This is a genomic window from Okeania hirsuta, assembly GCF_003838195.1.
In the GTDB taxonomy this organism is placed as follows: domain Bacteria; phylum Cyanobacteriota; class Cyanobacteriia; order Cyanobacteriales; family Microcoleaceae; genus Okeania; species Okeania hirsuta.
Genome location: NZ_RCBY01000113.1, coordinates 1 through 24,960, shown reverse-complemented (window position 1 = coordinate 24,960; position 24,960 = coordinate 1). Strand labels below are relative to the sequence as shown.

At 35.9% G+C, this 24,960-nt stretch carries 26 protein-coding genes and 2 pseudogenes; 11 read left to right on the top strand and 17 right to left on the bottom strand.

Going from position 1 to position 24,960, the window contains the following annotated elements:
* The first annotated feature begins 547 nt into the window (after nucleotides 1-547).
* Nucleotides 548-2,290: an iron uptake porin gene (locus D5R40_RS18525; protein WP_124154749.1), complete on the top strand. Its 1,743-nt coding sequence runs from the start codon at nucleotides 548-550 to the stop codon at nucleotides 2,288-2,290.
* Between the two features lie 374 nt (nucleotides 2,291-2,664).
* Here D5R40_RS18525 and D5R40_RS18520 read toward each other — a convergent pair whose 3' ends face one another.
* Both D5R40_RS18520 and D5R40_RS18515 read right to left on the bottom strand, forming a co-directional pair.
* A complete protein-coding gene (locus D5R40_RS18520; RefSeq protein ID WP_205127650.1) occupies nucleotides 2,665-2,829 on the bottom strand; it encodes a hypothetical protein in 165 nt (54 codons plus the stop codon).
* 575 nt (nucleotides 2,830-3,404) lie between these two features.
* Nucleotides 3,405-3,608, bottom strand: a complete 204-nt coding sequence (locus tag D5R40_RS18515; RefSeq protein WP_205127232.1) for a transposase — start codon at nucleotides 3,606-3,608, stop codon at nucleotides 3,405-3,407.
* Here D5R40_RS18515 and D5R40_RS42705 point away from each other — a divergent pair.
* Nucleotides 3,564-3,803: a transposase gene (locus tag D5R40_RS42705; RefSeq protein WP_353769996.1), complete on the top strand. Its 240-nt coding sequence runs from the start codon at nucleotides 3,564-3,566 to the stop codon at nucleotides 3,801-3,803. The genes D5R40_RS18515 and D5R40_RS42705 overlap by 45 nt on opposite strands.
* Nucleotides 3,737-4,368: pseudogene (locus D5R40_RS42700) on the top strand (hypothetical protein); the annotation flags it as partial. The gene D5R40_RS42705 and the pseudogene D5R40_RS42700, both read left to right, overlap by 67 nt.
* Nucleotides 4,369-4,714: 346 nt before the next feature.
* Here D5R40_RS42700 and D5R40_RS18495 read toward each other — a convergent pair.
* From D5R40_RS18495 to D5R40_RS18465, 7 genes and pseudogenes are all read right to left on the bottom strand, one after another.
* Entirely contained in the window at nucleotides 4,715-5,404 is a 690-nt protein-coding gene (locus tag D5R40_RS18495) for a metallophosphoesterase family protein (protein WP_124155031.1), read from the bottom strand.
* A 214-nt stretch (nucleotides 5,405-5,618) separates the two neighbouring features.
* Entirely contained in the window at nucleotides 5,619-6,131 is a 513-nt protein-coding gene (locus D5R40_RS18490; RefSeq protein ID WP_124147087.1) for a L,D-transpeptidase, read from the bottom strand.
* A gap of 69 nt (nucleotides 6,132-6,200) precedes the next feature.
* Entirely contained in the window at nucleotides 6,201-6,842 is a 642-nt protein-coding gene (locus D5R40_RS18485; protein ID WP_124147086.1) for a bifunctional 4-hydroxy-2-oxoglutarate aldolase/2-dehydro-3-deoxy-phosphogluconate aldolase, read from the bottom strand.
* 362 nt (nucleotides 6,843-7,204) lie between these two features.
* Nucleotides 7,205-7,393, bottom strand: a complete 189-nt coding sequence (locus tag D5R40_RS35530; RefSeq protein WP_124145074.1) for a hypothetical protein — start codon at nucleotides 7,391-7,393, stop codon at nucleotides 7,205-7,207.
* Nucleotides 7,394-8,876: 1,483 nt separating this feature from the next.
* Nucleotides 8,877-9,461, bottom strand: a pseudogene (locus tag D5R40_RS18475) (IS5 family transposase).
* Between the two features lie 66 nt (nucleotides 9,462-9,527).
* Entirely contained in the window at nucleotides 9,528-9,893 is a 366-nt protein-coding gene (locus D5R40_RS18470; protein WP_124155030.1) for a transposase, read from the bottom strand.
* A gap of 236 nt (nucleotides 9,894-10,129) precedes the next feature.
* Nucleotides 10,130-10,822: a GDSL-type esterase/lipase family protein gene (locus tag D5R40_RS18465; RefSeq protein ID WP_124155029.1), complete on the bottom strand. Its 693-nt coding sequence runs from the start codon at nucleotides 10,820-10,822 to the stop codon at nucleotides 10,130-10,132.
* A 419-nt stretch (nucleotides 10,823-11,241) separates the two neighbouring features.
* Here D5R40_RS18465 and D5R40_RS18460 point away from each other — a divergent pair, with 419 nt between their 5' ends.
* Genes D5R40_RS18460 through D5R40_RS18450 form a run of 3 tightly spaced genes read left to right on the top strand, consistent with a single transcriptional unit; the run spans nucleotide 11,242 to nucleotide 12,542 of the window.
* Nucleotides 11,242-11,493 (top strand): DNA-directed RNA polymerase subunit omega, encoded by a 252-nt coding sequence (locus D5R40_RS18460; RefSeq protein WP_445974406.1) that lies wholly within the window; start codon nucleotides 11,242-11,244, stop codon nucleotides 11,491-11,493.
* A 32-nt stretch (nucleotides 11,494-11,525) separates the two neighbouring features.
* Entirely contained in the window at nucleotides 11,526-12,173 is a 648-nt protein-coding gene (locus D5R40_RS37070; protein ID WP_192901039.1) for a hypothetical protein, read from the top strand.
* Between the two features lie 3 nt (nucleotides 12,174-12,176).
* The gene (locus tag D5R40_RS18450; protein WP_124143338.1) at nucleotides 12,177-12,542 is read left to right on the top strand and encodes a DUF1818 family protein; all 366 of its coding nucleotides are present in this window, start codon (nucleotides 12,177-12,179) and stop codon (nucleotides 12,540-12,542) included.
* Nucleotides 12,543-12,718: 176 nt separating this feature from the next.
* Here D5R40_RS18450 and D5R40_RS41250 read toward each other — a convergent pair whose 3' ends face one another.
* The 3 genes from D5R40_RS41250 to D5R40_RS18440 form a co-directional block, all read right to left on the bottom strand.
* Nucleotides 12,719-12,844: a hypothetical protein gene (locus tag D5R40_RS41250; protein WP_275670282.1), complete on the bottom strand. Its 126-nt coding sequence runs from the start codon at nucleotides 12,842-12,844 to the stop codon at nucleotides 12,719-12,721.
* Between the two features lie 595 nt (nucleotides 12,845-13,439).
* A complete protein-coding gene (locus D5R40_RS18445) occupies nucleotides 13,440-14,525 on the bottom strand; it encodes a restriction endonuclease (RefSeq protein ID WP_124143339.1) in 1,086 nt (361 codons plus the stop codon).
* 583 nt (nucleotides 14,526-15,108) lie between these two features.
* On the bottom strand, nucleotides 15,109-15,375 hold the full coding sequence (locus D5R40_RS18440; RefSeq protein ID WP_124143340.1) for a hypothetical protein: 267 nt from the start codon (nucleotides 15,373-15,375) through the stop codon (nucleotides 15,109-15,111).
* A 455-nt stretch (nucleotides 15,376-15,830) separates the two neighbouring features.
* Between D5R40_RS18440 and D5R40_RS18435 the strand changes: the two genes are divergently transcribed.
* From D5R40_RS18435 to D5R40_RS35520, 3 genes are all read left to right on the top strand, one after another.
* The gene (locus tag D5R40_RS18435; RefSeq protein ID WP_124143341.1) at nucleotides 15,831-16,052 is read left to right on the top strand and encodes a hypothetical protein; all 222 of its coding nucleotides are present in this window, start codon (nucleotides 15,831-15,833) and stop codon (nucleotides 16,050-16,052) included.
* A gap of 259 nt (nucleotides 16,053-16,311) precedes the next feature.
* Nucleotides 16,312-17,967, top strand: a complete 1,656-nt coding sequence (locus tag D5R40_RS18430; RefSeq protein WP_124155028.1) for an ABC1 kinase family protein — start codon at nucleotides 16,312-16,314, stop codon at nucleotides 17,965-17,967.
* Entirely contained in the window at nucleotides 17,955-18,107 is a 153-nt protein-coding gene (locus tag D5R40_RS35520; protein ID WP_161564337.1) for a hypothetical protein, read from the top strand. Before D5R40_RS18430 ends, D5R40_RS35520 begins: the two co-directional genes overlap by 13 nt.
* 120 nt (nucleotides 18,108-18,227) lie before the next feature.
* On the opposite strand, the gene D5R40_RS18425 is transcribed toward D5R40_RS35520, so the two are convergent.
* Together D5R40_RS18425 and D5R40_RS18420 are read right to left on the bottom strand one after the other, a co-directional pair.
* Nucleotides 18,228-18,908 (bottom strand): MAE_28990/MAE_18760 family HEPN-like nuclease, encoded by a 681-nt coding sequence (locus tag D5R40_RS18425; RefSeq protein WP_124143343.1) that lies wholly within the window; start codon nucleotides 18,906-18,908, stop codon nucleotides 18,228-18,230.
* Entirely contained in the window at nucleotides 18,908-20,026 is a 1,119-nt protein-coding gene (locus D5R40_RS18420; protein ID WP_124143344.1) for a DUF262 domain-containing protein, read from the bottom strand. Before D5R40_RS18420 ends, D5R40_RS18425 begins: the two co-directional genes overlap by 1 nt.
* A gap of 616 nt (nucleotides 20,027-20,642) precedes the next feature.
* On the opposite strand from D5R40_RS18420, the gene D5R40_RS18415 reads away from it, so the two are divergent.
* The gene (locus tag D5R40_RS18415) at nucleotides 20,643-21,134 is read left to right on the top strand and encodes a 2TM domain-containing protein (protein WP_124155027.1); all 492 of its coding nucleotides are present in this window, start codon (nucleotides 20,643-20,645) and stop codon (nucleotides 21,132-21,134) included.
* Nucleotides 21,135-21,659: 525 nt separating this feature from the next.
* Nucleotides 21,660-21,869 carry a hypothetical protein gene (locus D5R40_RS35515; RefSeq protein ID WP_124155026.1) on the top strand — a complete coding sequence of 70 codons (210 nt, stop codon included), beginning with the start codon at nucleotides 21,660-21,662 and terminating at the stop codon, nucleotides 21,867-21,869.
* A gap of 212 nt (nucleotides 21,870-22,081) precedes the next feature.
* Here the strand turns inward: D5R40_RS35515 and D5R40_RS18405 are convergent, their stop codons facing one another.
* From D5R40_RS18405 to D5R40_RS18395, 3 genes are all read right to left on the bottom strand, one after another.
* Entirely contained in the window at nucleotides 22,082-23,008 is a 927-nt protein-coding gene (locus D5R40_RS18405) for a glycosyltransferase family 2 protein (protein ID WP_124155025.1), read from the bottom strand.
* A gap of 223 nt (nucleotides 23,009-23,231) precedes the next feature.
* Entirely contained in the window at nucleotides 23,232-24,317 is a 1,086-nt protein-coding gene (mraY, locus tag D5R40_RS18400; RefSeq protein ID WP_124155024.1) for a phospho-N-acetylmuramoyl-pentapeptide-transferase, read from the bottom strand.
* A gap of 232 nt (nucleotides 24,318-24,549) precedes the next feature.
* Nucleotides 24,550-24,960: DUF3134 domain-containing protein (locus tag D5R40_RS18395; RefSeq protein WP_240041616.1), on the bottom strand; the 411-nt coding region annotated here is incomplete at its 5' end.

Below are 24,960 nucleotides of genomic sequence, written 5' to 3'. Positions count from 1 at the left end.
ACCCCAAGTAATTTTGAACACCGTGTAGACGGTGGGGTATTAAACCCACAAAGAAAATGATAATACATAGTTAATTCTCTTCATTTTTCCTGCAATACCAATTAATACTACGTTACAAATACTGATATAGCATATAAATATATCAGTATGTATTATACCAATTCCCAAAAATAATGCTATACTTCCGATGAACTTCAGTTATTAAGTAATAATAATGATTCAGTAATGAATGTAGAGGATTATCGGCATTAATCCAAAATATCTTATGCCTTTTAACCCTATTCCCTACTCCCTATTCCCTACTTCCAAGGAGATGTAGCAAAACTTTTGAGAAATGGTATTACTATATTTTCTCAGGTTATTGATAATTGAAAATAGTATACTCAAGACTTTAACCTTGCCAAATAAAAAATTAATAGATAATAACTCAATAAGTTATTATCTATTAACCAGCTCGGCAAAGTAGTTAGTGCCGATAAACTATAACTTTAATCCTTACTAACAGAGTAAATCCCCTTAATAATCAAGGGGTATGAGTAAAAACTGAATGAAAAAAACTCTTAATAAATTTGTAAAATATAGTCCTAGCATTCTCAGTATCACCCTACTAATGGCTAATACTGCCCAGGCACTGCCTACTCCACCAGAGAATCAGACATCACCCAAAAATTCTATTGGGGTATCCGACCTAGAATCAAAAAAACCTACTCAGACATCACCCAAAAATTCTATTGGGGTATCCGACCTAGAATCAGAGACCTCTATTGAAGGGATAACTTCAGGAATTAAAGGGGCATCAGACTTAGAAGTAGTAGACCCAATGGGCCAAGTAACATCTGTTTCCCAGTTATCAGATGTCCAACCCACAGATTGGGCTTTTCAAGCTTTACAATCATTAGTAGAACGTTATGGTTGTATCGCAGGTTATCCGGATGGCACATTCAAAGGCAACCGTGCCATGACTCGTTATGAATTTGCAGCAGGTTTAAACGCTTGTTTAGACAGAATTACGGAATTAGTCGCAGCAGCAACCGCAGACTTAGTAACTCGCGACGACTTAGCTGTGTTACAAAGGTTGCAAGAAGAATTTGCCGTAGAATTAGCAGAATTGCGCGGTCGTGTAGATGCTTTAGAAGCACGCAGCGCAGAATTGGAAGCCAATCAATTTTCCACTACAACCAAACTAGATGGTGAAATAATATTTTGGTTAACTGATACTTATGGAGACAGAGCACAAGCTCGGGGAGAAGCATCAGCTAACGATAAAACTCAAACTACTTTATCTTACCGAATACGTCTGAATTTTGAGACCAGCTTTACTGGAGAAGATTTACTATTTACCCGTCTGCAAGCAACAGATATTCCCGACCTCAGCGGAGAAAACCTCACTAATACCTTAATGACTCTTGCAGGTATTGATGAAGCTGATGGTGATGATACAGTCTTCATCGACCTATTCTTCTACAGTTTCCCCGTAGGCGATAAAGCTCAAGTTTTAGTTGGTCCGACTGGAGTTGACCTTGACGACGTTTCCACAGTTTTAACACCCCTTCAAGATGAAGGCGAAGGCACTATCTCCCGCTTTGGTAGACGTAACCCCACAAGTTTTCGAGGTCCTGCTGGTGCTGGTCTGGGGATTCAGTACGCATTTAATGAGACCTTTTTACTCGAAATCGCTTACTTATCTGGCGAGCCAGAAGATCCAAATGAAGGTGCTGGTATTTTCAATGGTGACTATAGTGCTTTGGGTCAGCTCATAATTCAACCCAATCCCAATCTGTCTTTTGGTCTCGGTTATGTGCGCAAGTATTGGGGGAAAAATGATGTTGATGTTAGCGGTGGTACAGGCAGTTTTAAGGCTCAAGACCCCTTTGATGGTACTCCCACTACTGCTGATAACGTTGGTTTTCAAGCTAACTGGAGAGTGAATGAAAGAATTGAAATCGGAGGTTGGTTTGGTAGCACCTGGACTCGTCCGGAAAATGATAACGGTGATGATGACGATGTTACTATCATTAATGGAATGCTCTATGTTGCTTTTCCAGATTTGTTTAAGGAAGGTAACATGGGCGGTATTATGGTAGGGGTTCCTCCTATTGTTACTGATGGCGGTGATGATGATTCACTCAAGGATGACGATACTTCTATACATATAGAAGCAATTTATCGATTCCAACTTAATGATAATATCTCTGTTACTCCTGGTTTATTTGTGATTACTAATCCGAATCACGATGATTTTAATGATACTATTTGGGTGACAACATTACGGACTACTTTTAGATTCTAACTAATATAGCAATCCTAAATGATTTGTCAAAAATCTCAGTATAGATAAAAATTCTGAAACTTTTCCCCTTATTCCCAGTTAAGGTGTTCCCTAAATTCCAAGATATTGTTACCCGCAACTGATATCATGTCCGGTAGTATCCTTAGTGTGTAAAATTACGTCACAATTGGAGGAAACCCTTCTTCCTTCTAACTTATGTTCTCTATCTCCCTTTCATCAAAGTCTAAGTATATAATCGGACATGATATGAAATAGGATTGCTATAGTAGATTCTTAAATTTTCAGATCATAAAATTACTGGAGTTTAGACTAAGACAAAATTTCCCAAGATTGTTTTGGGTGAAAAAAGAAGGTAAATTAACCAAAAATTGAGTCTAAGTTTTCAGATTTTTGGTTTTTTTTGTGGGACTTTTTCGTTTTTTTACTACAGGATAACGGGTTCTTTTACTTCTGACTTTACCTGTTTTCCAACCAGTGGATTTTCCACGGGGTTTGGCAGTTTTAGCAGGGGTTCCAATCTTGACTAAAAGTCCGAACATTGATTGTGCGACCCTTCCAGGGCTTAAGTTTTTTTGAGGCTTAAGCTCACGGAAGATAAGGATTCATAAGTAGAAGGCCATTGTCTTTGAAATCAAGGTGAAAGGGAAAAATCAGCCAATGAATTGGCTGTTAAGCGTGGTTAAAACTGCATGGATTAAATCATAAGTGGAATCCTGAGCAAACCCAAGTAAATTGTAGGTATCAGTCCTAAATTTTTGCAGTCTATTTATGTTAGTATTCATCAGGGAGAGTTATGTTTCTATTTAATTGCTTTTCAATTTTCTCCCTTTTTCTGAAATTTGATTTATTAATATTTGTCAACCATCAACTTTGCTGGTATTCAGTAGCGATCGCACATGAGATTATACTAGACTGTACGGTGTTATTTTTGGGTACAACGCTGCTCCCTCAGGTATTTACAACTTCCAGCTCAAAGTGCAGTAAGCGAAAAGGTTTACAAAAAATAATGTGTAAATCTGCCAGAATGCACTGCTATAGTTAGTCTAAACTCTAGAAGATAGCCATTATATGATCAAGGAAGATGATGATCGCTATGGCAATAAAATGACTGAAGCTACCAAATAAATTCCTCATAAATTCCTCCTAGAAAGTTTACTGAACCCTTGTCATACCTTGTGGCGATCGCTCGATACTGTTTGAGTTTGGCGAAAAAATTTTTGATCTGATGAGGTACTTTGTATAAGACTCGATCATAATTACGGAGTTCTTTTAGATTTTTTTTCGGTGGAATCACTACTTCTATTCCTCTCTCAGTCAAAGGCTTTATCACCCGTTAAACCGCGTAGAGGATGTCAAACAAAGGCTCCAAGAGATTATTTTTGAGCTATGTACTGAGCACAACTGGAGGTTGATAGCACTAGAAATTATGCCAGACCATGTTCATCTAGAGCATCAACTTCACGCCTTTTTGGAGAAAGAACATTTGCTATCGTTATCAATGCTAGTTCTATAGAAGAGGCCACAGAAATTGATAATTTTATGACCAATGTCGAGCCATCAAAAGTAACATCTGAGTGGATAGTAAATAGCTACTCAAACAGAAATTGGATAGAAGTTTTTTACCGAGAAGCAATGATGATGGTGAGGATTAACAGAATATCAAGTAATATCATGTCCGTTTATATCGTTTGTATAAACCCAAGGGTGAATATCTACAGGAAATGATGGTTTTTTCTTGCGAGGGTAGCCTTCTTCCCTCTTCCCTCTTTCTTCTTCCTTCTTCCTTCTTCCTTCTTCCTTACCTTTGCTATACAAGACCGATGCTACCGGACATGATATAAGAGATAAATGGAGTCTAGAACGCCATTTTATTTTGGTATTTTGTGCTGATACTTTGATCATTTGGCATCAACTAACTGGAGGATTACAAAGACAATGGGCCAATCAACCTTTAAAGACATTTACTGATGCAATGGTACGCTTTTCGTACAGCTATGTCTTTCCGTTTTTTTGATTGGTTGACTAATAACCGTGACGTATTTACCTCTCACAGAGAGAGTTTGGGCTATATTTGGGCTGAAGATGAGAAGTGTAAACTTCGCCAAAAGTCTTATATAATATCGCTTTTCGCAATTAAAGATTAAATTCATCAAACTACTGGAATCGAAGTATAGTAAGTAATTTAGCCCCTTAATATTTACTTGATTTCGGCAGCTCTAAAATTTTGTGTAAGTCCCGTAGCGAGCGCTTCGACGTAAAATTATTGATTTACAAGCATTATAGTCTAATTTTACCAGTTAAGTTGTGTAAGTCTCAATAGGAGGTACATTGAAAACCAAACCGGAAAGTAACGCCACTTTATTACCCGCGAGTCGTTATTAAATCAGGGGATAAATCTTCCGGAAACTTTCCTCCCATCGTTTTTTATGTTTGACGAGTTGCAAAATCATCTATTAACGCTGTTTTCAACTTACCTTTTTTATTTGCCTGCCAAAGTTTACCACTACTGACATCCAAACAAGTCAACCAACCGTCATCATAAACTCTGGTATCAATACAAATAGTGTTACCGACATTAAGAGGTTTACCACTTTTTTGACTTGTGTGACCACAAACCATTGTTTTTCCTGAAAAGTGAGGCATGGGGTTATCAAGTTTTTCCCAAAAAAGCTTGTACTCTGACTGCTCATTCAGAGATAGATCGGGAGCAGCATTCGCATGAACAAAAAAATGTTCGTCTGACTCCCACCAGTCTACACAGATATTCTCAAGGAAATACCAATGTTCGTCTGGAATATGTTTTAGTTGAGATTTACCAAATTTTGAATAAGAAGCTAAAGTCTCCTTGCCACCAGAATTATGCCAGCGAACTTCATATTGCGAACAATCACGAGACCTCATCATCATTAATTCATGGTTGCCACGTAAGGCTACAAGTTGCCCAGTTTCATAAAGTGCAATTAATCGATTAATCACTCCTTGAGAATCTGGACCTTTATCTACATAGTCACCAAGAGTAATAATAACATCCTCTAATCGTGGCTTAACTGCTGCAATCAATGTATCAAATGCTCTGGAATGACCGTGAATATCTCCGATGGCTAGAATACGCATATATATTTTTGTTACTTTTTTCGGCCTTGGTGATTTGAGGTATGAAATAAATAATTTAGTAATTTAGGTAAATTAAGAGTCATTCTTTGAATGGCAAAATTAGATGTTCTCTTTACTTAATTTCAGGAAAAGCACTTTTCTTTCTCCTGACTCAATCCTCCTAAGTAATTAAAATTAATATCATACACGCCCTTCAGCAACGCCCTTTTTTCTTTCACTCATGTACTACTACAGGTGTCCCCACTGATGCCCAGTTAAATAACCATTTGGCGTGATTGACTGCTACATTCGTACAACCGTGACTAACTGGGGTACCAAACATATTATGCCAGTAAGCACCATGAATCGCCATTCCCCCATCATAATACATAGTATAAGGAACGTCGGGCACGTCATAATCTGCTCCGGTCATTCTGGCAGTGCGATATTTTGTTTGTACTCTGAAAGTACCTAAGCGAGTAGGAGTTGATGATTTACCTGTGGAAACTACGACTGCATAAACTACTTTATTTCCTTCCCAGGCAATTAATCTTTGGGTTGATAAGTCAATTGAAATCCAACGTTCCGCTGATTGTTGTAATTCTAACATTCTCGTGGCAATTAGATTTTCCCATCCACTAGCTTTGGTTGGTATTGACCAGGATAAAAAAGTTGTAATAGTTAGTGCTGTAGCAGCACATATTTTACCAACTTGATACCATTTTTTAGAACTAACTAAGTTTTTCATGTTTTATACCTAATCAAAACACAATAATGGTGTAATTTAGAAGTAGATTATTTTGATTAATTTTCAGATTCAATTGTTTGCTGAAAGTTCTCTAACTAGGGCCTGAGTTTGTCTCGCGATCGCTTCCCAATTTTGAGCAATTATTAAATCTTTTGGAAATAATTTCCCTGATAAACCTACAGCAATTGCACCTGCTTTGATAAATTCTTTAGCATTTCCTAAGGTGACTCCACCAGTAGGAATTAGAGGAATTTCTCCTAAAGGTCCTTGCAAACTTGTGATATAAGTTGCGCCTCCTACTGCTGAGATAGGATATATTTTAACACAGCTAGCTCCTGCTTGCCAAGCAGTTAATATTTCTGTGGGAGAAAGAGCGCCGGGAATAATCGGAACTGCTGCTATTTTTGCTGTTTGAATCATAGCAGGGTTAGTATGTGGCGTAAAGATAAATTGGCAACCAATTTTTAGTGCTTTTTGTAACTCTTCTATGGTTAATAATGTGCCTGTGCCAATTATACAAGTGGGTAATTCAGAGCGGAGTAAAGTAATTAATTCTGATGCTTTATGACTGTTCCAAGTGATTTCTATTATGCGTATACCACCAGCAGCAACTGCTTTTGCCATTTTCATACCTATCTCGATTTCTGAGGCACGAATAACGGCAATTATTCGATTTTGTTCTAATATTTTTAACCAGTTTTCTTGATTCATATTTTTGTGGAAGGAAGAAGGAATAAAGAAAAATATGTTTTTTATAAGTTTGACTTTAATTATTGTAATATATAGCAGTTTCCTACTCTCTGGAAGTAGATATATTGATGGTGTGAGGGAGTAAGTAGGTAAGATGGGAAGGCCGGAGAGAGAACAAGCAAAAAATATTTACCCGGTCAGTTGTACAACATAAATAAGTGAATATGCTGTCTATTAATATTTTAATTCTTGCTATTCCATAACTTCAATCAAAGTAAAATGATCAAGCAATATATTTACTCTTTAATAATTCTATAAATATAGATAATTTCCAGAATAATTAGGGCTTGCTGATTAAATCTAAAAGCATTGACATATAAAGACTAAAGAATTTTTGGAGTCGAATTGCAGTGCAAATTTTTCACCTCTTTATGCTCATGCATGGAGCGTATTTTAGGCGCATAGTTGGGCAGAAAAATCATTCTTACAAAACGCCCGCTCCTACCTCCTATAAATTCCAATTTCTCCTGTCTCCTGTCTCCTGTCTCCTGTCTCCTACCCCTACCACTCATACTTTTTCAGCAAACCCTAATTAATCATTACTTTTTCTTTTAAGAAGGGATTGGCAACAATAATTTTTTTCTTTATTTTTTATTTACAGCGCTTTTCAAATCAATAAACCACATCGTCACAAGCAAAATATGTTAGAGACGTTCCATGGAACATCCCTACTGTGGTCTACCAAAATGAAAACCGCTGTAAATAAAAGGCTTTAAATTTTAATTATTTGGCCAGAGATAAATTAATAATCTAAAAATAGGAAATCATTGAAAAACAGAATAATTAAGAAGACAGGCGATCGCCTTAGTAAACAATAATTGTAAGTATTCAGCTATTAGCAGTCAACTCTCAGCAATAAGACACTCCTTTTCAGGATGGAGTTTAAATGAATATAGATTTTAAGGTCTTTTGTAGTAAGATTTAATTCTAGCTCAATTAATACAGCTTTGAATGCGTAATAAAAGCAATAGCTGATAGCTGACGGCTGAATGCTTACCAATAATTTATCAATCTAAGTAATAGAATAAAAAAGTTTTGAAATAAATCATCATATAAATGATTTTCAACATACATTGTCTACAACAAATAAAGTATTAGAAACAAACTTTAAAAGTGGCGTTGCTTAAATGTAATGATAATTAGACATCTACTCCACCCATAGGCAGTAGGCAGCTTTGCTGTAGGCAGTAGGGGTAAAGAATTGATAATTTCTTTGAGATATAGATATTTATTTTTGATTCTTGGAGATGTCTATTAGCTGAAGGTAAAATTGAAAAACTGATGTTTTGTGCCCAAAGTTAATCTCAAAATCATTACCACTCAGCAACGCCGCTTAATTTGCTAATAATATATATTTGATTTATGATTGGATATAAATTTTTAGATAACTATTACCGAAAAATTGGGTTTAAAGCCTCGCCCATAAGCGGGCGACTTTTTAGTTGTTTTTTTTGAATACATATGTTATATTTTTGTTACTAGTAGCGGACGGGCAGTCCGAGATAAAAAACGGACGCGGAGGCAAGTATAAGACTTGCGTATAGTAAGTTGCAGCCTGTGTTAGCGGAGCTTTGCATCAGCAAAACCTCAACCCACCGAGGAGCTTCGGATCGGTAGGAATCCCCTTGCCTTTAAGCCTGGCAAGATGTCAACAGTCAGTTTATGATAAACAAGGGCTTTGTTGGATGAAAGTAGGGATTCGCTCCGCGATCCGTTCCGGCATCGCAAAAAACTCCCTTGGTTGGAAGTTAACTAGATTTCTACAAAGTAGCTCTGCGGCTTACCCTACGCCAATCATCACGTTGACCATGGAACATTGTATGAATAATATCATGTTCGGTTGAATACTTATAAATAACTGTTGTGAGTCCTCAGGAGTCAGGAGTCAGGAGTCAGGAGGGAAGAAAGGAGGAATACATAGAAAATATTGGAGAAAAGCATTGATAATTTCAGTATTTCTTTGGTACTGTCGGTACCCGGAGTCCTTAAATTTTATTATAACTGACCCGTCCGAACATGATATAACTCCACTGACTGATTGTCAAATTTTCGTCTTCGTAACTTGCCTCCAAAAAGAACTTTGAGCCTGAACATGGTGGTTTCCGACAACGAGGGTCGGTGATCACCACATTCACCCTTCCATTTCTTGCGTCCTACAATTCTAATTCTTCTGAGGTTTTCATCCCTGGGATGAGGTGGACATTTACAGTTGCCATGTTGACCTATTACTGCATTTTTCCTGGGTGGAATAGTTGTCTTTGCTCCTGGTTGCCTAGCTTTCTCATAACACTTATAGTTATCATAGGCTCCGTCTCCTGATACTTGGGCTATTTCCCCATCTACTCCATCTAATAGGTCAGAAAATATTTGGTCATCACTCACATCATTGGTACTCACTACCCCACTCACTATCTCCCCAGTCGCTTAATTTACTCCCAGATGTAGTTTACCCCATGTACGCCGTTTACCACTACCATGAACTCTTGTTTTCCATTCACCTTCTCCATAAACTTTCACCCCTGTAGAGTCTACTACCAGATCAATAGCTTCAGAGCGTTGGTATAACTGGCAGTTGAACATTCAGTTTTTGTCAGCGACGGGATACGGTGCTATGGAAAGGTAGCTGGTAAATCTAAGTCCATCAATTCAAATATAGGTTCCACAAAACATCAGCGTCTGTCGTCCAGCCAGACTAAACCAGGATTGTATAGTCACCATAAATTCAATGGCCGTGTCACTGTAGTTATTAGATGCTCCCCTAGGTCCAGTTTTTTTCTGATTAAGCCACTCCGGAATCACCTCCGGAGTCAGCCAAAAAGTGAAACTCCCTCGCTGTTTTAAGGATGCATCATACTCAGACCAGTTTTTGGCTGACTCCGGAATCACCTCCGGAGTCAGCCAAAAAGTGAAACTCCCTCGCTGTTTTAAGGATGCATCATACTCAGACCAGTTTTTGAGCCGATACAAGGACTTAGATTTACTCATACCTACTGACTGTATTTTGTGTACCATCTTAACTTCTTTATTTTTACCCTAAACATCATCTTTTGTGCAACAAAGCCATAAACAAGTAAAAAAAGCTAATCAATATTGATTTAGTCAAGTAAGCATGACCTAGGAATAACTAATAGCGAGGTAGCTGCTTGCCCAGCATTCCGTAGGAAATGCTTACATAATTTCCTGCTTCCTCACTTAGTTAATAGGATCTGGCGAGTAAACCTCATTATTCCTTTCTCTTCAAACTAACCTTAGCTAGTTAATAAATTCAGATATTCCCAGTCCAATACATCTTGTAATAGAGCTTTATAACCTGCGACATTAGGATGAATGCCATCTGGACAAAGACGTAATCTCCACCAATTTTCGCCCCTACTTAACCATTTTTCAAACACATCTAAATAAGGAATTTTTCGCTTTAAACAAGCCAACCGAGTCGCCTCTTTATATATAAATTGATCCTCGTGACTATAATATAAACAATCTTGAAAAGGCATTTTATCCAAATTAACAGGAACCATTCCCACAAATAGTACAGGACAAAGTTGTTTTGATGTATCCAATAAATTATCTAAAATTGTTTTAAATTTGGAAAAATCAGTATAGTAACGTCCATCTGGTCTTTGGACTCTAGCAGAATCATTTACCCCAACCGAAAGAATAATAATATCTGGTTGACGATTTCTTAATTCTCCACGATGGCGAAACTCATGTTCCAGGCGTTGTTCTACTTGTAAAACACGGTTTCCTCGGACTCCAAGATTATACAGCACATGACCAGGACTGTCTGGCAACATCCACTGCCGTCGTAATCTCTCTACCCATCCACCACCTTCATAATCACCAAAACCATAAACTAAACTGTCTCCCAAAGCAACTATTTTTAGGGGATGATGATGAGTCTGAGAAAAGCGCTTTACAGTCGAAGGAGTAGCTAATAACATAAGCAATAAAAATTGATAATATTAGTATAAATTTATTAATATTGATTGAATTTTAACTAAAAATATTAGCATTGACCACCTAATTTCGAGAACAGAGAACAAAAAATATATATTAGACAGTTAATCATCTTTACTTATTACAGAAAAAATGCTACTGTAATGTAAGTTTTTTACTCCAAATGTGACTCATCGTAGTTGACTAAGAGTCTATTAATATGGTTTAAAGACTTACCAATCTTGAATAGGTTAACAGCAAACAGTTACTCAGGTATATAATGGCTTATTAACAAGTGGCCATCAAAAACTATCACGCGCTTTTCAAAATATATTAGTGGTCTTAAACAAACCTGTTAAAAATGTTAACTGATGACTGAACTCATAAGAGATGACCGATTAAACTATACAGGCTAATAAAATTTATGCACATAGAAAAGCAATCTAGTATTGATTCCGCAGAACTAAGTCGTAGGTCTGAAGAGCTGATTAGAGCTGCATCTAATCGTTATCGTGTTGTGGTACAAGTAGCTAATCGTGCCAAACGCCGTCGTTATGAAGATTTTGATAATATGGATGAACAATTAATGAAACCTGTTATCCGTGCTGTAGTCGAAATGTCCGACGAATTGATGCAGCCAGAAATAATTAGTGATGTAAGTAGTAGCATAGTATAGGTAAATATAATAGTAGTTATTTGATAATAGCCATGAGCAAGAAGCGGTGGCTCAAATATTTCAAGATTATTATTATCACAGTAGTGGTTTGCGCTAGTATCGAAGGGTTATGGACTTCTCTGGCGATTACAGCAAACCCTTCTACTCATTATCAGTTAAAAAAAGTTATAGACCAAGAAAATTTTAAAGACTCAATAAAACTTGTCCAACAGCGAGTTAGAGCTACAGAGGTTTGGCCATTTGTATATGAAAAAATACCAGATTTGCCATTAGAAAATAATTATATATCTCAAGAAACGGGTGAAGTAGATACTGAAGAAACTCTAGTGTCACGTTTAATTCGGTATCATCTATATGTGAAAGGTCGTCCTCCCAATTATCGGTTTGACTGGAAATTAACATTAGCAGATTACCTTGGGGCGAATGATTATCTACAATCATCGGTATATCCAGGAAAGAATACTTTAACTGAAAATCCAATGGAGGGCGATCGTGAAGCTATTCAAAGTTTAACTCGCTCTCAAAGAGAAACTTTAGTTAATAGATTAGTAAATATTTTTAGTGGCGATCCTAACCCTCCATCAATACCAGATGTATATCAGAGAGATAACTCTGGACGTTCAAATCCTAGAGCGCCAATTATTCCCCAACCGGGAGATGCAGATTTGCTGAGGCCATAAAAAATGGGACGAATAGTCAAAAGTGGAGCTGGTTGGCGGTTAGGGTTGAATCCTGAAGCAGAAAGATTTAAGGGTTTAGTTGCTGGTAATGAGTGGTCAATAGAACTAACAGAAGGAGAACTTGAGGATTTTTGCAGATTATTAGACCAGTTAAATAAAGCTATAAACCAGATGGCAGATGAGTTGATGGATGAAGAGAGAATAGTCTGCGAAGCTGAAAGTGATTTGCTCTGGATGCAGGTAGAAGGGTTTCCAGAAAGTTATACTGTTCAGTTCATTTTAAATCAAGGGCGCAGGGCAGAAGGAAAATGGCCTGTACAAGCTGTGCCTGGTTTAGTCCAAGCAGCACAAATGTTGAAAATTTTTTAACTCACATAGCAGAAGGAAGAAGGAAGGGTTCAACAATTAATAATTAATAATTATTAATTATTAGGGCTTTCTGATTAAATCTAAAAGCATTGACATACAAAGATAAGTGCCTTTTTGGGGTCGAAAAAAGTGCAAATTTTTCAGCTCTTCATGCTCAAAAAGTTAGTATTTTAGGCTCATAGTTGGGCATAAAAATCATTCTTACAATTCTTACTCCTACCTCCTTGCTCGTTTCCATATCTCCTGTCTCCTGTCTCCTGTCTCCTGTCTCCTACCCCAGCAAAAAAAACTTTATTCAGCAAACCCTAATTAATAGTTATATCAAATCCGGTAGCATCGGTATAAAAAAATTAAACCTGATAAATTAAGGGATGAATAGGACGTTCCAGATGCTCGCTCATCCACTGAGCTACTTTGGGTCCATTCCTTGAAGAAGGAGACAGGAGACAGCTATACTGGAGACAGGAGGAAAATTACATGGGGATAGTCAACGAAGGGCCGCTCCGCGTCTACGCTCCCCCAAGTAATGCGTGAACACTCCAGTTGACGGTGGGGTATTAAACCCACAAAGAAAATGATAATTAATAATTAATAATTATTAATTAAATAATTCAGCTTTATTCGCCTCCCCTTTCAAGGGGAAAAAGCGGTCGATCTTCGTAGCTTCCCGAAGGGTGGGATGGCGTACTTCGGAGCGGGTCTGTAAGAACGGGTCTCCTCGCCATATCCAATCGACCAAGAGAAGAAAAAAATTCCTTTTAACCCAATCCTCTTCTTTTCAAGGAGAGGTAATTATAAATTATAAATTCTTAATTCTAAATTCTTGAACTCTTTCCTTTTCTCCTCTGGCTTTTCCTGTATTAAATATCATCTAGAAACAGCAAAAAATAAAATTAGTTAAAAAGTCAACCATTCACAAGAAATAATCGCATCAATAAAATCGTCAGATAAAGCAATAAAATCAGAATATGTAATTAATTTAATACTTTGTTTATCCACTTTTGATAATAAATCTTCCAAAGGTCTTCTATCTCTAGGAAATACACTATCCCACAGATAAAACATTAACTTATTTTCTATAGATTCTTTCGTAACTTGATTATCTTCAGACTTCAAAAACCAAACCCCAATTTGTTTATCTTCAATGCGGCGAATTAGATGATGATTGACCTTAATAAAATCATTCAACTTATTCACAAAAGAAACCCATTTCTCATCCCTACCTTCGATCGCTATATCTTTAATTTTTTCTATCCCATAACCAGGCACATCCACATATTCCCAATCCCATCTCCGTTTGAAAGCACTATCTAAATAATAAATCGACTCATCCGAAGTATTAATCGTCGCAATAATCGATAAATTTCTAGGAATAGAAATTCTCTGACTTGTCAAATTTTCTAAGACCCTTAAACCATCCTGATTATTACTCATTTCTAAATTCATCTTTGTCATCTTACAAAAAACATCAAAATTACTTCCATCCACTTGTATATTTTTATCAGTTGTTTGAGCATCATACCCCATAGAACCTAACAAAGCCACTATTTCTAACTCTGATAAATTGACATCATAAGTTGACCAATTATCTGTTTCTCTATCTAATAATTGAAAAATCGGACCGAATATAGCAGCAGCATTACCTCGGTTTAATTCGTCAATTACTAACAGCACATTCTCATTACTATTATTAACTAAATGTTTGTAAGCTAATCCTAATGCTCGTAAAAAATGACCTTGATAAAATTTATATATAACCGAACTGCCGATAGTCTGTGGCAATAATTTTCCTACAAAATCAGCATAAGTATATTCAGGATGAAAGACTGTTTTAATTGTGTTTTCTAATGATTTTGTTTGTTCATGCCATTTAATTCCCAACGAATTAGTTGCTATCTCTCGCACTTTATAACTTTTGCCTGTACCTGGGCTACCAAATAGAATTTTCTGAATAGGTCTAGCAGTTATATTTTCGTTGTGCATAAAATATCTTGGAATATATTGAAATTAGGCAAAATGGGTCATTTCAGTTATCAGTTATCAGTAACAATTTCATACTTTTTATCTATATGCTTGAATTTTTGACAAATTATTTAACACTGCTATTTTTTTGAGTATTTATTATTTAGAATAAGCTTTGAATAATTATATAGTAAGTATCATCGCGATATAGAGACCAGAAATAAATTTTGAATAAACGTTAGTCTGAGAAAGTACATCCAAAACTTAGTTATTTCAACTTTTCTTTATATATTTTTACTAAGTAGTTAAGCAAAATTAATTGTATATTTGATAGTCAGCTTAAATAAGTAGGAAAAATTATTTTTAGATTGACTACTCAAATACAAAAGTATATTTTATTCCCTATTCCCTGTTCCCTGTTGTATAGAAAATATTAAGGCAACAGACAATAGGAGTAATAGTTTCAAATTTTTAACAAAATTATTTCTAACTAAAAATTTACAAAAAATAATAACGGTGCGTCACTGCGCACCGCCAGCTATAATTTATATAGCGCCTCACCAGTATGAAAATTGCTATATATATAATTTAACCAAGAAAATAATCAGGCTAAAGATTGACGCATCGGAGTACGACCATAAGGATGTCCCTTGTAACTAATTACGATTTGATGAGCTAACCATAAATCTAAACACCGACGCATTAATAGGTAGCGATCGCGCCAAAGTTGATGGCACTTTTCCGTAGATGGGCAGTCAATCACCATTACTACCCTAGACCCAACTAACTCGCGGTTTAACTGACAACTGTCTAAATCTATAGGACTACGAGTCTGAAACCGTTCAATTGCGACAGATTCTATATTATTCATCTAAAAATATTTCGGTAATTTGGAAACCCTTAGCTTTCGCTAGGGGATCAATAAAGATCGGCCATAGCCGAAACGAGAATGTTATAGGTCGGTATCATGTCAAAGGTACTGGCTTAACCCACTATGCCTGTTTAACCATTGAGTTCTAGAGGATAGGACTGGCAGAGAGAGCATCTCAAGATAGGAACTTTAACACTAACCTGTAACTTAGACTGCAAATATCTAAGGATAGTCAGGTGTTGGCTGGCAAAGACTTCAAGCAGTCTATCCAAGCCCTTGAACTTTAGTCCTGGGATTCCTGACTACATATCTTTATTGATTATAAAATAAATATAAAGAACTTTGGGAATAATGTAAAGCGGAAATTTTTCTAATTTATGGTTTTCTTGCTGTCAAAACAGATACTTTTTCTTAAAACAAAAGTCAAAAATAAAAAGTCAAAAGTTTTAATTTGATTGAAAATTGATATAGCAGGCAACAGGCAACAGTGGGAAAAGTATTTCTCTGTCTTACGGTTCATCATTAACATCAGTCAAACACCAACTCGTTCCTTGCTATACATTTTATTTCGGATAAAATTCTTAAAAGTCAGTATAGATAAAGAAAAAAAGTCTATGGCTGAGATGAAAGTTACTCAAAATGCGCCAGCTTTCGATCAACGCTATCCTAAATATTGAGATATATCAGATTTTCCCTATCGGTAAAGCAGTCGAAAGAAAGGTGAGGACAGATCAAAAGCAGAACACTCAGACAACGCCAGATTTTTCCTTCTGCCTCTCTTGGTGCGCATTCCCTCTCTTGGTCAGCATTCCGCAAGCGAGCTGGCGTCGTCGCGGGGTCTGACCGCTTGCGTCTGTCGCCGACGCGGGGTCGCACCGCTTCTGCCTTCTGCCTTCTGCTATAAAACAAACATCAATCCAATCATTGGGAGGCCCCGTGTTATCTAGCCTGACAGCAACTAATTCTCGCCGAGCTGAAATAGTCGAAATTGTGTTCCGCAATGGTTGGGACTATATGAAAACCCTCCTCACAGGGGGCAAAACTGGCGAACCAGATATACCAACACCAGAAGTTCTACGCAATATTCTTGTAGATTTAGGCCCAGTATATGTAAAACTTGGCCAGTTACTCAGTACCCGTCCAGACCTATTACCAGCAGACTATATTGACACCTTGTCAAGTTTGCAGGCCAATGTACCAGCAGTACCTTGGTCAGAAGTGGAAATCTTAATTCGTCAACAATTATCCCAACCTCTAGAAGAAATATTTAGTGATATTAATACTGAGTGTGTAGCAGCGGGTTCCATCGCTCAAACTTACAAAGCGACTCTAAAAGACGGTACAGAAGTAGCTCTAAAAGTTCAACGTCCAGGTATTGACAGAATAATTGACAAAGATACATCCCTGCTAAAAAGTTTAGCTGAATTAGTTTCATTCACAGATTTTGGCAATGACTACGATATAGTTTCTCTTGCGGAAGAGTTTAGTGTTGCTCTGAAAGCTGAACTTGATTTTACTAAGGAAGCTGCTTATACCGATGAACTACGTCGAGACTTATCTACCAGTAAGTGGTTTGATCCCAAGCAAATAATGCTTCCGGAAGTATATTGGGAACTAACAACTCCGAAAATATTAGTTCTCGAATGGTTGGATGGTAAACCTATCTTATCAGTGAAGGTTAAAGGCATTAACAATAATGGGGATGTAGATGCAGAAAAGCAGGCACTCTCTACATTATTATGTCGTGCTTTCTTTCAACAGTTTTATATCACCGGTTTCTTTCATGCCGATCCTCATCCTGGCAACATATTTTATCTGGAAGATGGACGTATTGCTCTACTAGATTGTGGAATGGTAGGTCGTCTCGATCCTCGCAGTCAGCAGAATTTAACGGAATTATTATTAGCGATCGTCGATCTAGATGCTAAAAGATGTACTCAGTTAACTTTAGAAATGGCAGAAGTTGCTCAACGGTCAAATTTAGCTAAGTTGGAAAATGATTACAGCAAAATGCTGCGAAAATATTACAATCTCAGCTTATCTGAAATCAATTTTTCTGAAGTTTTTTATGACATATTACAATTGTGTCGTAACAACAAAATTAAATTACCAAGTAATTTAGGTTTATATTCTAAAACTTTAGCAAATTTAGAAGGAGTCGCTCGTAGTTTTTATCCCCAAATTAATCTTTTGGATGAGATTAAACCATTAATGACTGATTTATTTCGGCGACAGTTATTAGGTGACGATCCGGTGCAAACTTTATTAAGAACAGCTATTGATGTGAAGAATTTATCTTTAGAGTCGCCTCGTCAACTAGACTTATTTTTAGACAGACTTACTTCCGAAACATTGAAGTGGAATTTGACGTTAAAAGATATTGAACCTTTGACTCGTAGTGTAAATAAGTCAGCTAATAGACTGTCTTTTAGTGTAGTGGTAGGTTCATTAATTATTGGTGCTGCTATTGTAACTGCAGGTTCTCAAAGTAGTCAGTTATCTGTATTAAGTGAAGCTTTATTTGCAGTAGCTAGTTTTCTTGGGTTGTGGTTAATTATTAGTATTCTTCGTTCTGGTCGTTGGCGAGAGTAAATACAGTTAGAAGAAGGAAGAAGGAAGAAGAAAGAAGGAAGAAGGAAGGGTGCATCTCAATTTTGAATAAAGCCAAAAATTTATCGCTTTTAGGCAACAGGCAACAGGCAACAGGCAACAGGGAATATACAGGAAAATAGTATTTTTGCAAATATGAGATGTATCCAGAAGGAAAGTACATTAGTCTATAGATCAATACCTTATGAGTTTTGGTTTTATATGAACCGTATTGAATTATATTTCATAATCTGAACATAATATTAGGGAGTATTTGTAGATGAATCTAAATATTCTTGATTAGTTAAATATGTTTCAATATTTTCTAGGATTTGTCTCAAATACTTCACTACATTATTTTTGATTTTTATTAGTTCATCAGCACTTTTCTCTTTGCCTACTTCGGCAAAAGATTTAATGCCATGCGCTAAATCATTTCTATTAGTCTTTACTGTCAATAAATCGCTACTATCAGTTTTTGTGTCTGCAGAAAATCCATATTTATCTGCTGTTTTTTTAATCTGTTTAGCATCAATATTTCCTGAGAATAGTTTTTTTCTATCAAATCCAACTTTAATAATATCAAGAGAGATATCTACAATTATATGATAAACTTCACTAGAGCTTTTATTCTTGAGGTTTTCCAGAACAATTTTCTTTAGTTCCGGTCTAATTTTGTTGAATGAAATACCTTGACTTTGCAATTCATCAAATATTGCTTCAATAGCGTCTCTCATTGTGGATTCTATTAAATTGTCAAGCAGTAAAAAAGCACTTGCTTTCAAAGTTTTTATTAACTCAGAATCAATTTCCTTAATTTTTGCTTTTCCTTTACCTTCCATTGCCAATTGAATAGTTCCTTGTTCTAAATTCTTGAGAAAAATAAAATACTTACTTACTTCTTTAGAACGTTCCTTAAAGTCTTGAAATAATATACTTGTCATTATTTATCTAACAATTGGTCTCGTACATATTCAATCCGACGAATAACTTTTTTCCTTGAACTACTTGCATCGCCTTTTGTGTAATTTTGAAAATTACTCTTGCTAGGATTAAGCAAATCATCTCCTCGATACTGAAGATTACTTTTTTCTCTCAAAGCAAGAGCAACACCCACAGAAAGAGATTCAAATTTAATCCTAGTAGTTGTTTGATTTGATTTTTTACCCGACCGAAAACCATTCGGAAAATGTTTTTCCACAAAATCTATCATTGTTTCAAATTCATCCCGCATTTTCTTTAAGTCTGTATTTTTATCTTTGTTAGTTTTTTCCAAAAATTTATCCAGAAATTTACTTACCCCCACTTTACTCTCAAAATTTTGATAATTATTTAAAAAGGCAAAAAAACGTAAGACAAATTCTTGAGGATCTCGTCGGGCAATAGCTGCATCAGAAAACAAACAAAGCTCTCGAAACTTGGGTAATTTTGATAATTCTTCAACTATATCGGTAAATTTTCCAGGTAATATACCTCTACGTTTTTCCATTTCATTTAACTCAACACTACCTGTATTAATCCGTTCAAACAAATCTCTTCGTGTTTCCTCATCCGCATCTTCAGTAAGTTGAATCATCCGAATAGTAGCTCTATTGAAACGTCTCTGACAAGAAAGAGGTAAATCCTCAAATCTAAAGTCATTTAATTTACCTAATTTAGATAAATTAGTCAGTTTTAACTCATTATTGATAAATTTAGCCAAAGTACGGATACGTTGCGTACCATCTATTATTTCTAAACGAGCTTCATTTTCTTCATTTTCTTCATCATTAATATCAGCAACAAATATATAAGGTATTGGTAATCCTAAAAGTACAGATTCAATAAATTTTGACTGCCGGGATTCATCCCAAGCCATTTCCCTTTGATAATCAGGAATAAATAACTCATTAGTATCGTTTTCTATTCCTTTCATATATTTCTGAGTAAGAACTTCTACTGGATATTCTTTTGTGTCATAGTCAACACGCTTTTGTTTTACCCTAATTTCAGCTTCAGCAGCTTCTTTTTGTGCGTTAGTTATTTTTGTTTTACTGTTAGTAACTTTCGACTTTGATGGCATATTTTTGTTTTAAGTAGTTTGTTTAAACCTGAAAGTATATTATAACAGTCGAAAGAAAGGTGAAGACCTATCAAAAGCTTAAAACTCAGACAAAATCTGATTTTTCCTTCTCTCCTAAATAACTAAAACTTTCTTCCTTCTGCTATATAACTTCAGAGACTATTCATCAAGTAAATATTTAAGATAATCACAAACAAAAAATACATCTATTCTGTAAAAAATATTTTCTCTTTTGATATAACTGTCATTTTTTGAGGTGCATCTCAATTAAGGGATAAATAATTATATTCAACAAGAGGGAATACTCAAACCACTTGGTGAATTTACAGGTAAACTCAGACTATAGAGCATCCTGATTTTTGGGGTGCATCTCATATTTACAAAAATACTTTTTTTCCTATTCCCTATTCCCAGATCAGGTGTTCCCTAAAAGCGATAAATTTTTGGCTTTCTTCAAAACTGAGATGCACCCATTTTTTCTAGTGCTAATGACCAATAATATCCAGTAGAAATTTCACCTATTGACAGGACAGGAATCTACTATTGTTATTCTTTGATATCTATAGCAAGCTAGAATATATGATAGAAATAATTCTAAAATTTAAACAATAAAGTTATGACAAACCAACAAAACCAAATTACCCAAACTTATGCTCAAGACGATGCCCAACAAATTCTACAAATTGCCCTAGCACGTCGCTCTGAAGGAGGCGAACTAACAAGAGCACAAGTATTAGAAATTGCTCATGAAATGGGTATTTCTCCAGAAGACTTAGCAGCAGCAGAACAGGAATGGCTTTCCCACCGGAGTGAATTTCAGGAAAAACAACTTTTTAATCAAGTTCGTCGAGACAAATTAAAGCAAAGTTTGATTAAATATGGCATTGTAAATTCATTTTTATTGTTGCTGAATTTAGTAACTGCTCATACTCTTTCCTGGTCTTTACCAATTTTATTATTGTGGGGATTATGGTTAGCTTTAGATGCCTGGAAAACTTTTCAAATTGAAGGAGAAGAATATGAACAAGCTTTTCAAAGATGGCGTTTGAAAAAACAATTAGGTCAATCTTTTGGCTCTTTAGCAAATAAAATTTTAAAAAATTTATAGTCTTGAAAATAAATTGAGATACTTCCTAAATAGACATCTTCAGAAAATAGGGAATAGGGAATAGGGAATAGGGATAAATAATTGATAATTTCTGTACGATAATTGATTTGATTTTTTATTATTGGAGATGTCTAATTATATATAGGAAAGAGAAGGTTTGTTTGATTAATTAAAACCATGGAAAATTACCCCTAATTCCTTACCTAACAAATAAGCGATCGCTCACTTAAATTATTTAAAAAATCAATGCCTATTCAGAAAAGAGGGAATAGGGAATAGGGAATAGGGAATAGGGAATAGGGAGAAATAACTGATAATTTATGTACGATAATTGATTTGATTTTTGATGATTGGAGATGTCTAATTATACATAGGAAAGAGAAGGTTTGTTTGATTAATTAAAACCATGGAAAATTACCCCTAATTCCTTACCTAACAAATAAGCGATCGCTCACTTAAATTATTTAAAAAATCAACGCCTATTATTAGTGTTCAAACGTTTTATTGAAATCAATAAAATACACTATGAAATTTATTAACCCCAAAATTGATTACGCCTTTAAAATAATCTTCGGAGCTGACCAAATTAATGAACAAGAACACTTAAGCGTTAGCATAAAAGTCAAACAACGCAAGATTTTTTCTTCTTCCTTCTTCCTTCAAAATAAACAGAAACGATCGCCCACCTCAGTAATTAAGAGAGCGATCGCGTCAAATTTATTACTAATTTTTTGACAAAAAACCCAATATCAAACTGATGATTTACGCATCCAAAATAGAAACAGTAACTTCACCAGAATTATCATCTTCATAAAATAGACTTTAAGGGCAAAGGAAGCAACTCTTGTAGTAAGACAATTAATAAAGCTTTTATCCTAAACTAAAAGTAATAGCTGATAGCTGATGGCTGACTGCTGTTTGCGCAGCATTCCGGAGGAAATGCTTACCTAAAATCTTTCAATTTGTCGTGCTTCATCTGACAGCTTTGCTTCTTTTTGACCGATAATTCTTGCCCTACCATTTAACAAACCAATAGGAGTATCAAATAACTCTACCAATTCTGCTTTACCTGATATTATTTTCATCGTTGTTAGAGGCAACTCTTTTAATAACCACCTACTCAAACGATACACATACTCTTTAGTTTTAAACTCTCGCATTAAATCGATACCGTGCAGTTCATGCAAATATTTATTTGACTTTCCATACCTGCGCCATTGACTTTGTAAATCTTTCCAAGTTGAACGATGACGATGTTTAACTACGGCATTTTCTACAAACTTAAACTGATAAGAAGTTTCCCGTAAAATACGCCAACAAATATCAGCATCTCCACCCGTCGTTAAGTAAGGACGAAATAATCCTACCTCTACAAAAGCTTGCTTTCTAATAGCTAAATTAGCAGTTTGACCATAAGGACAAAATGAATTAGCTAAAGTATGTTTTTGAGAAAGAGTCTCTTGTTTATCTGCATATTTTTCTAATAAACTGTCCCCAGGTAAAGCAAGTATTTCTCCTACGACAATGCCAATATTAGAGTCAGAAAATGGCTGAATTAAATTTTCTAACCATTGAGGTTGAGGACGACAGTCGCCATCAGTGAAAGCAAATATCTCGCTACTCGCAGCACGAATACCAGCATTGCGAGCAGCATAGGAACTTTGAATTTGATTTTCAGTGACTAGACAAATTGTAATTTGATTTGACTGTGCTGCTGCTTCAATTAGTGATTTACTCTGATCGCCACTATTATTATCTACGAGTAAATATTCTACTTGGTCAGCGGGATAGGTTTGCGACCGCAGACATTCTATCAAGTCTGGCAAATCTTTCTCACCATTATAAATTGGTACAATTACCGAAACTTTTGTCATGATCGGTTTTTCAATTAATAATTTATATCATGTCCGGATAATTAGACATCTTCAGAAAAGAGGGAAAAGGTAACAGGGATAAATAATTGATAATTTATGGATAAGAATTGATTTTATTTTGGATTTTTACCAGATGTCTATTAGTGATAAAAAAACTTTCTCCTTTTCCCGATCTTCTTTCTTCCCTCCTGACTCCTGACTCCTGACTCCTGACTCCTTTTTTTTAAAATAAGCACAAGCTAGCCAAAATGGCACTAACTGAGTAAAAACATCCCACCACTTGAGTTTCCGACCAACCAGATAATTCTAAATGATGATGAAAAGGAGCCATTTTAAATAAGCGTTTGCCTACACCATCAGGTCCTTTTGTTGCCTTGTAATAACTCACTTGAGCAATAACCGAAAGAGTTTCTATTAAAAAAACCACACTAAGAATTAACAATATCCATAGAGTATTAGTTAGTAGAGCAACTGCAGCTAAACCTCCACCCAAAGCTAACGACCCCGTATCACCCATAAACACCTTAGCAGGATTGCGGTTATGAACAACAAAACCGAGACAACTACCACTCATACAAGCACAAAAAACCATTAACTCCGGAGCAGTAGGAGCTAAATAAGCAGCTAACCCTAAAAATGCAACTGCTCCCAAACCTCCCATCAAACCATCAACACCATCAGTAAGATTGGTAGCATTACTTTCTGCGACTAAAACAAAACCTGCCAGAGGCCAAAATAGTAATCCTAAAGATAATTGTAAACCAAATGGTAAAGCAATATTAGTAACTGTACTAGGTTGACTCCATGCTAGCCATCCACAAAATAGCATTGCAAAACCCACCTGCAAAGCCAATTTCATTTTCGGAGATATTCCCTTATTAGACTTACGTTGCAAAATTCTCCAATCATCCAACCAACCAATAAAACCATAAGCTAGAGTCATTGCCGATACTGCCATGACATCTGGATGAAACTTCGATAATAACAGAGCGATCGCTACTCCCACCGGAACAAAAAATATACCTCCCATAGTTGGAGTACCTGCTTTTTGTAGATGAGCTTGGGGGCCATCCTCCCGGATTATTTGTCCAGCTTTAAGTCTTCTAAGTATGGGTATAACCCAATACCCCAAACTTGCAGTTACTAGACCACATAGAATTAGGGGTAAGCTCAGAGATTCTATACCGATAATTCGATTAGCCATGCTATCTAAAATTAGGGCAAAAGAGCTTAATCCTAAACCCAGACCCAAGAATAAATTTTCTCCCGATAAAGGAATATATTTACTAAAAATGAGCTTATTTTGCATAAAAAATCTCCTCCACACACACTTTTTAATACTTTAGGTTTGATTAAATAATTATCAACTTCAGTTAAAAGCTGAATAGCTTTTTAGTAATTACCGAATAATTAAGGTTTAAAGCCTCTCCTTTACAAGGAGAAAAAAGAAAAAATTTTCCCACTCCGCGTCAATCCTATCCGTTTTCAAGGAGAGGTAATAATTAATTATTAATTATTAATTATTAATTGTTGAAAAATATCTATTCACCAGAGTCATCGGCATTTCCTTCTAAAACATCATCATCACTAAAATTGTCATCTACAGCTATCAATTCTGAGATTTCCTCTTCCTCTTCTAGATAATTGTCTGATTCTGAAGGATCTCTAGGTAACATTCTGCCTGATGTTTCTAACCAGTCCACTATAGATGAGTCTCGTTGGGTAGGGATTACATCTGCCGGTTCATGGCGAGGTATTAGAAGCAGGGAGGGGTTGTAAACAAGAACTGGTTGTGACTGAGATTGGTTATTTCTACGACTAATAACTCCTACTGGTTTTCCTACTGGTTGTTCTACCTTTGCCTCCACCATACTTGGTGACACAACTACTGGTTGTGGATTTACTGTTTCCTGTACCGTAGTTGGTTGTGGAACTACTGGTTGTGGATTTAC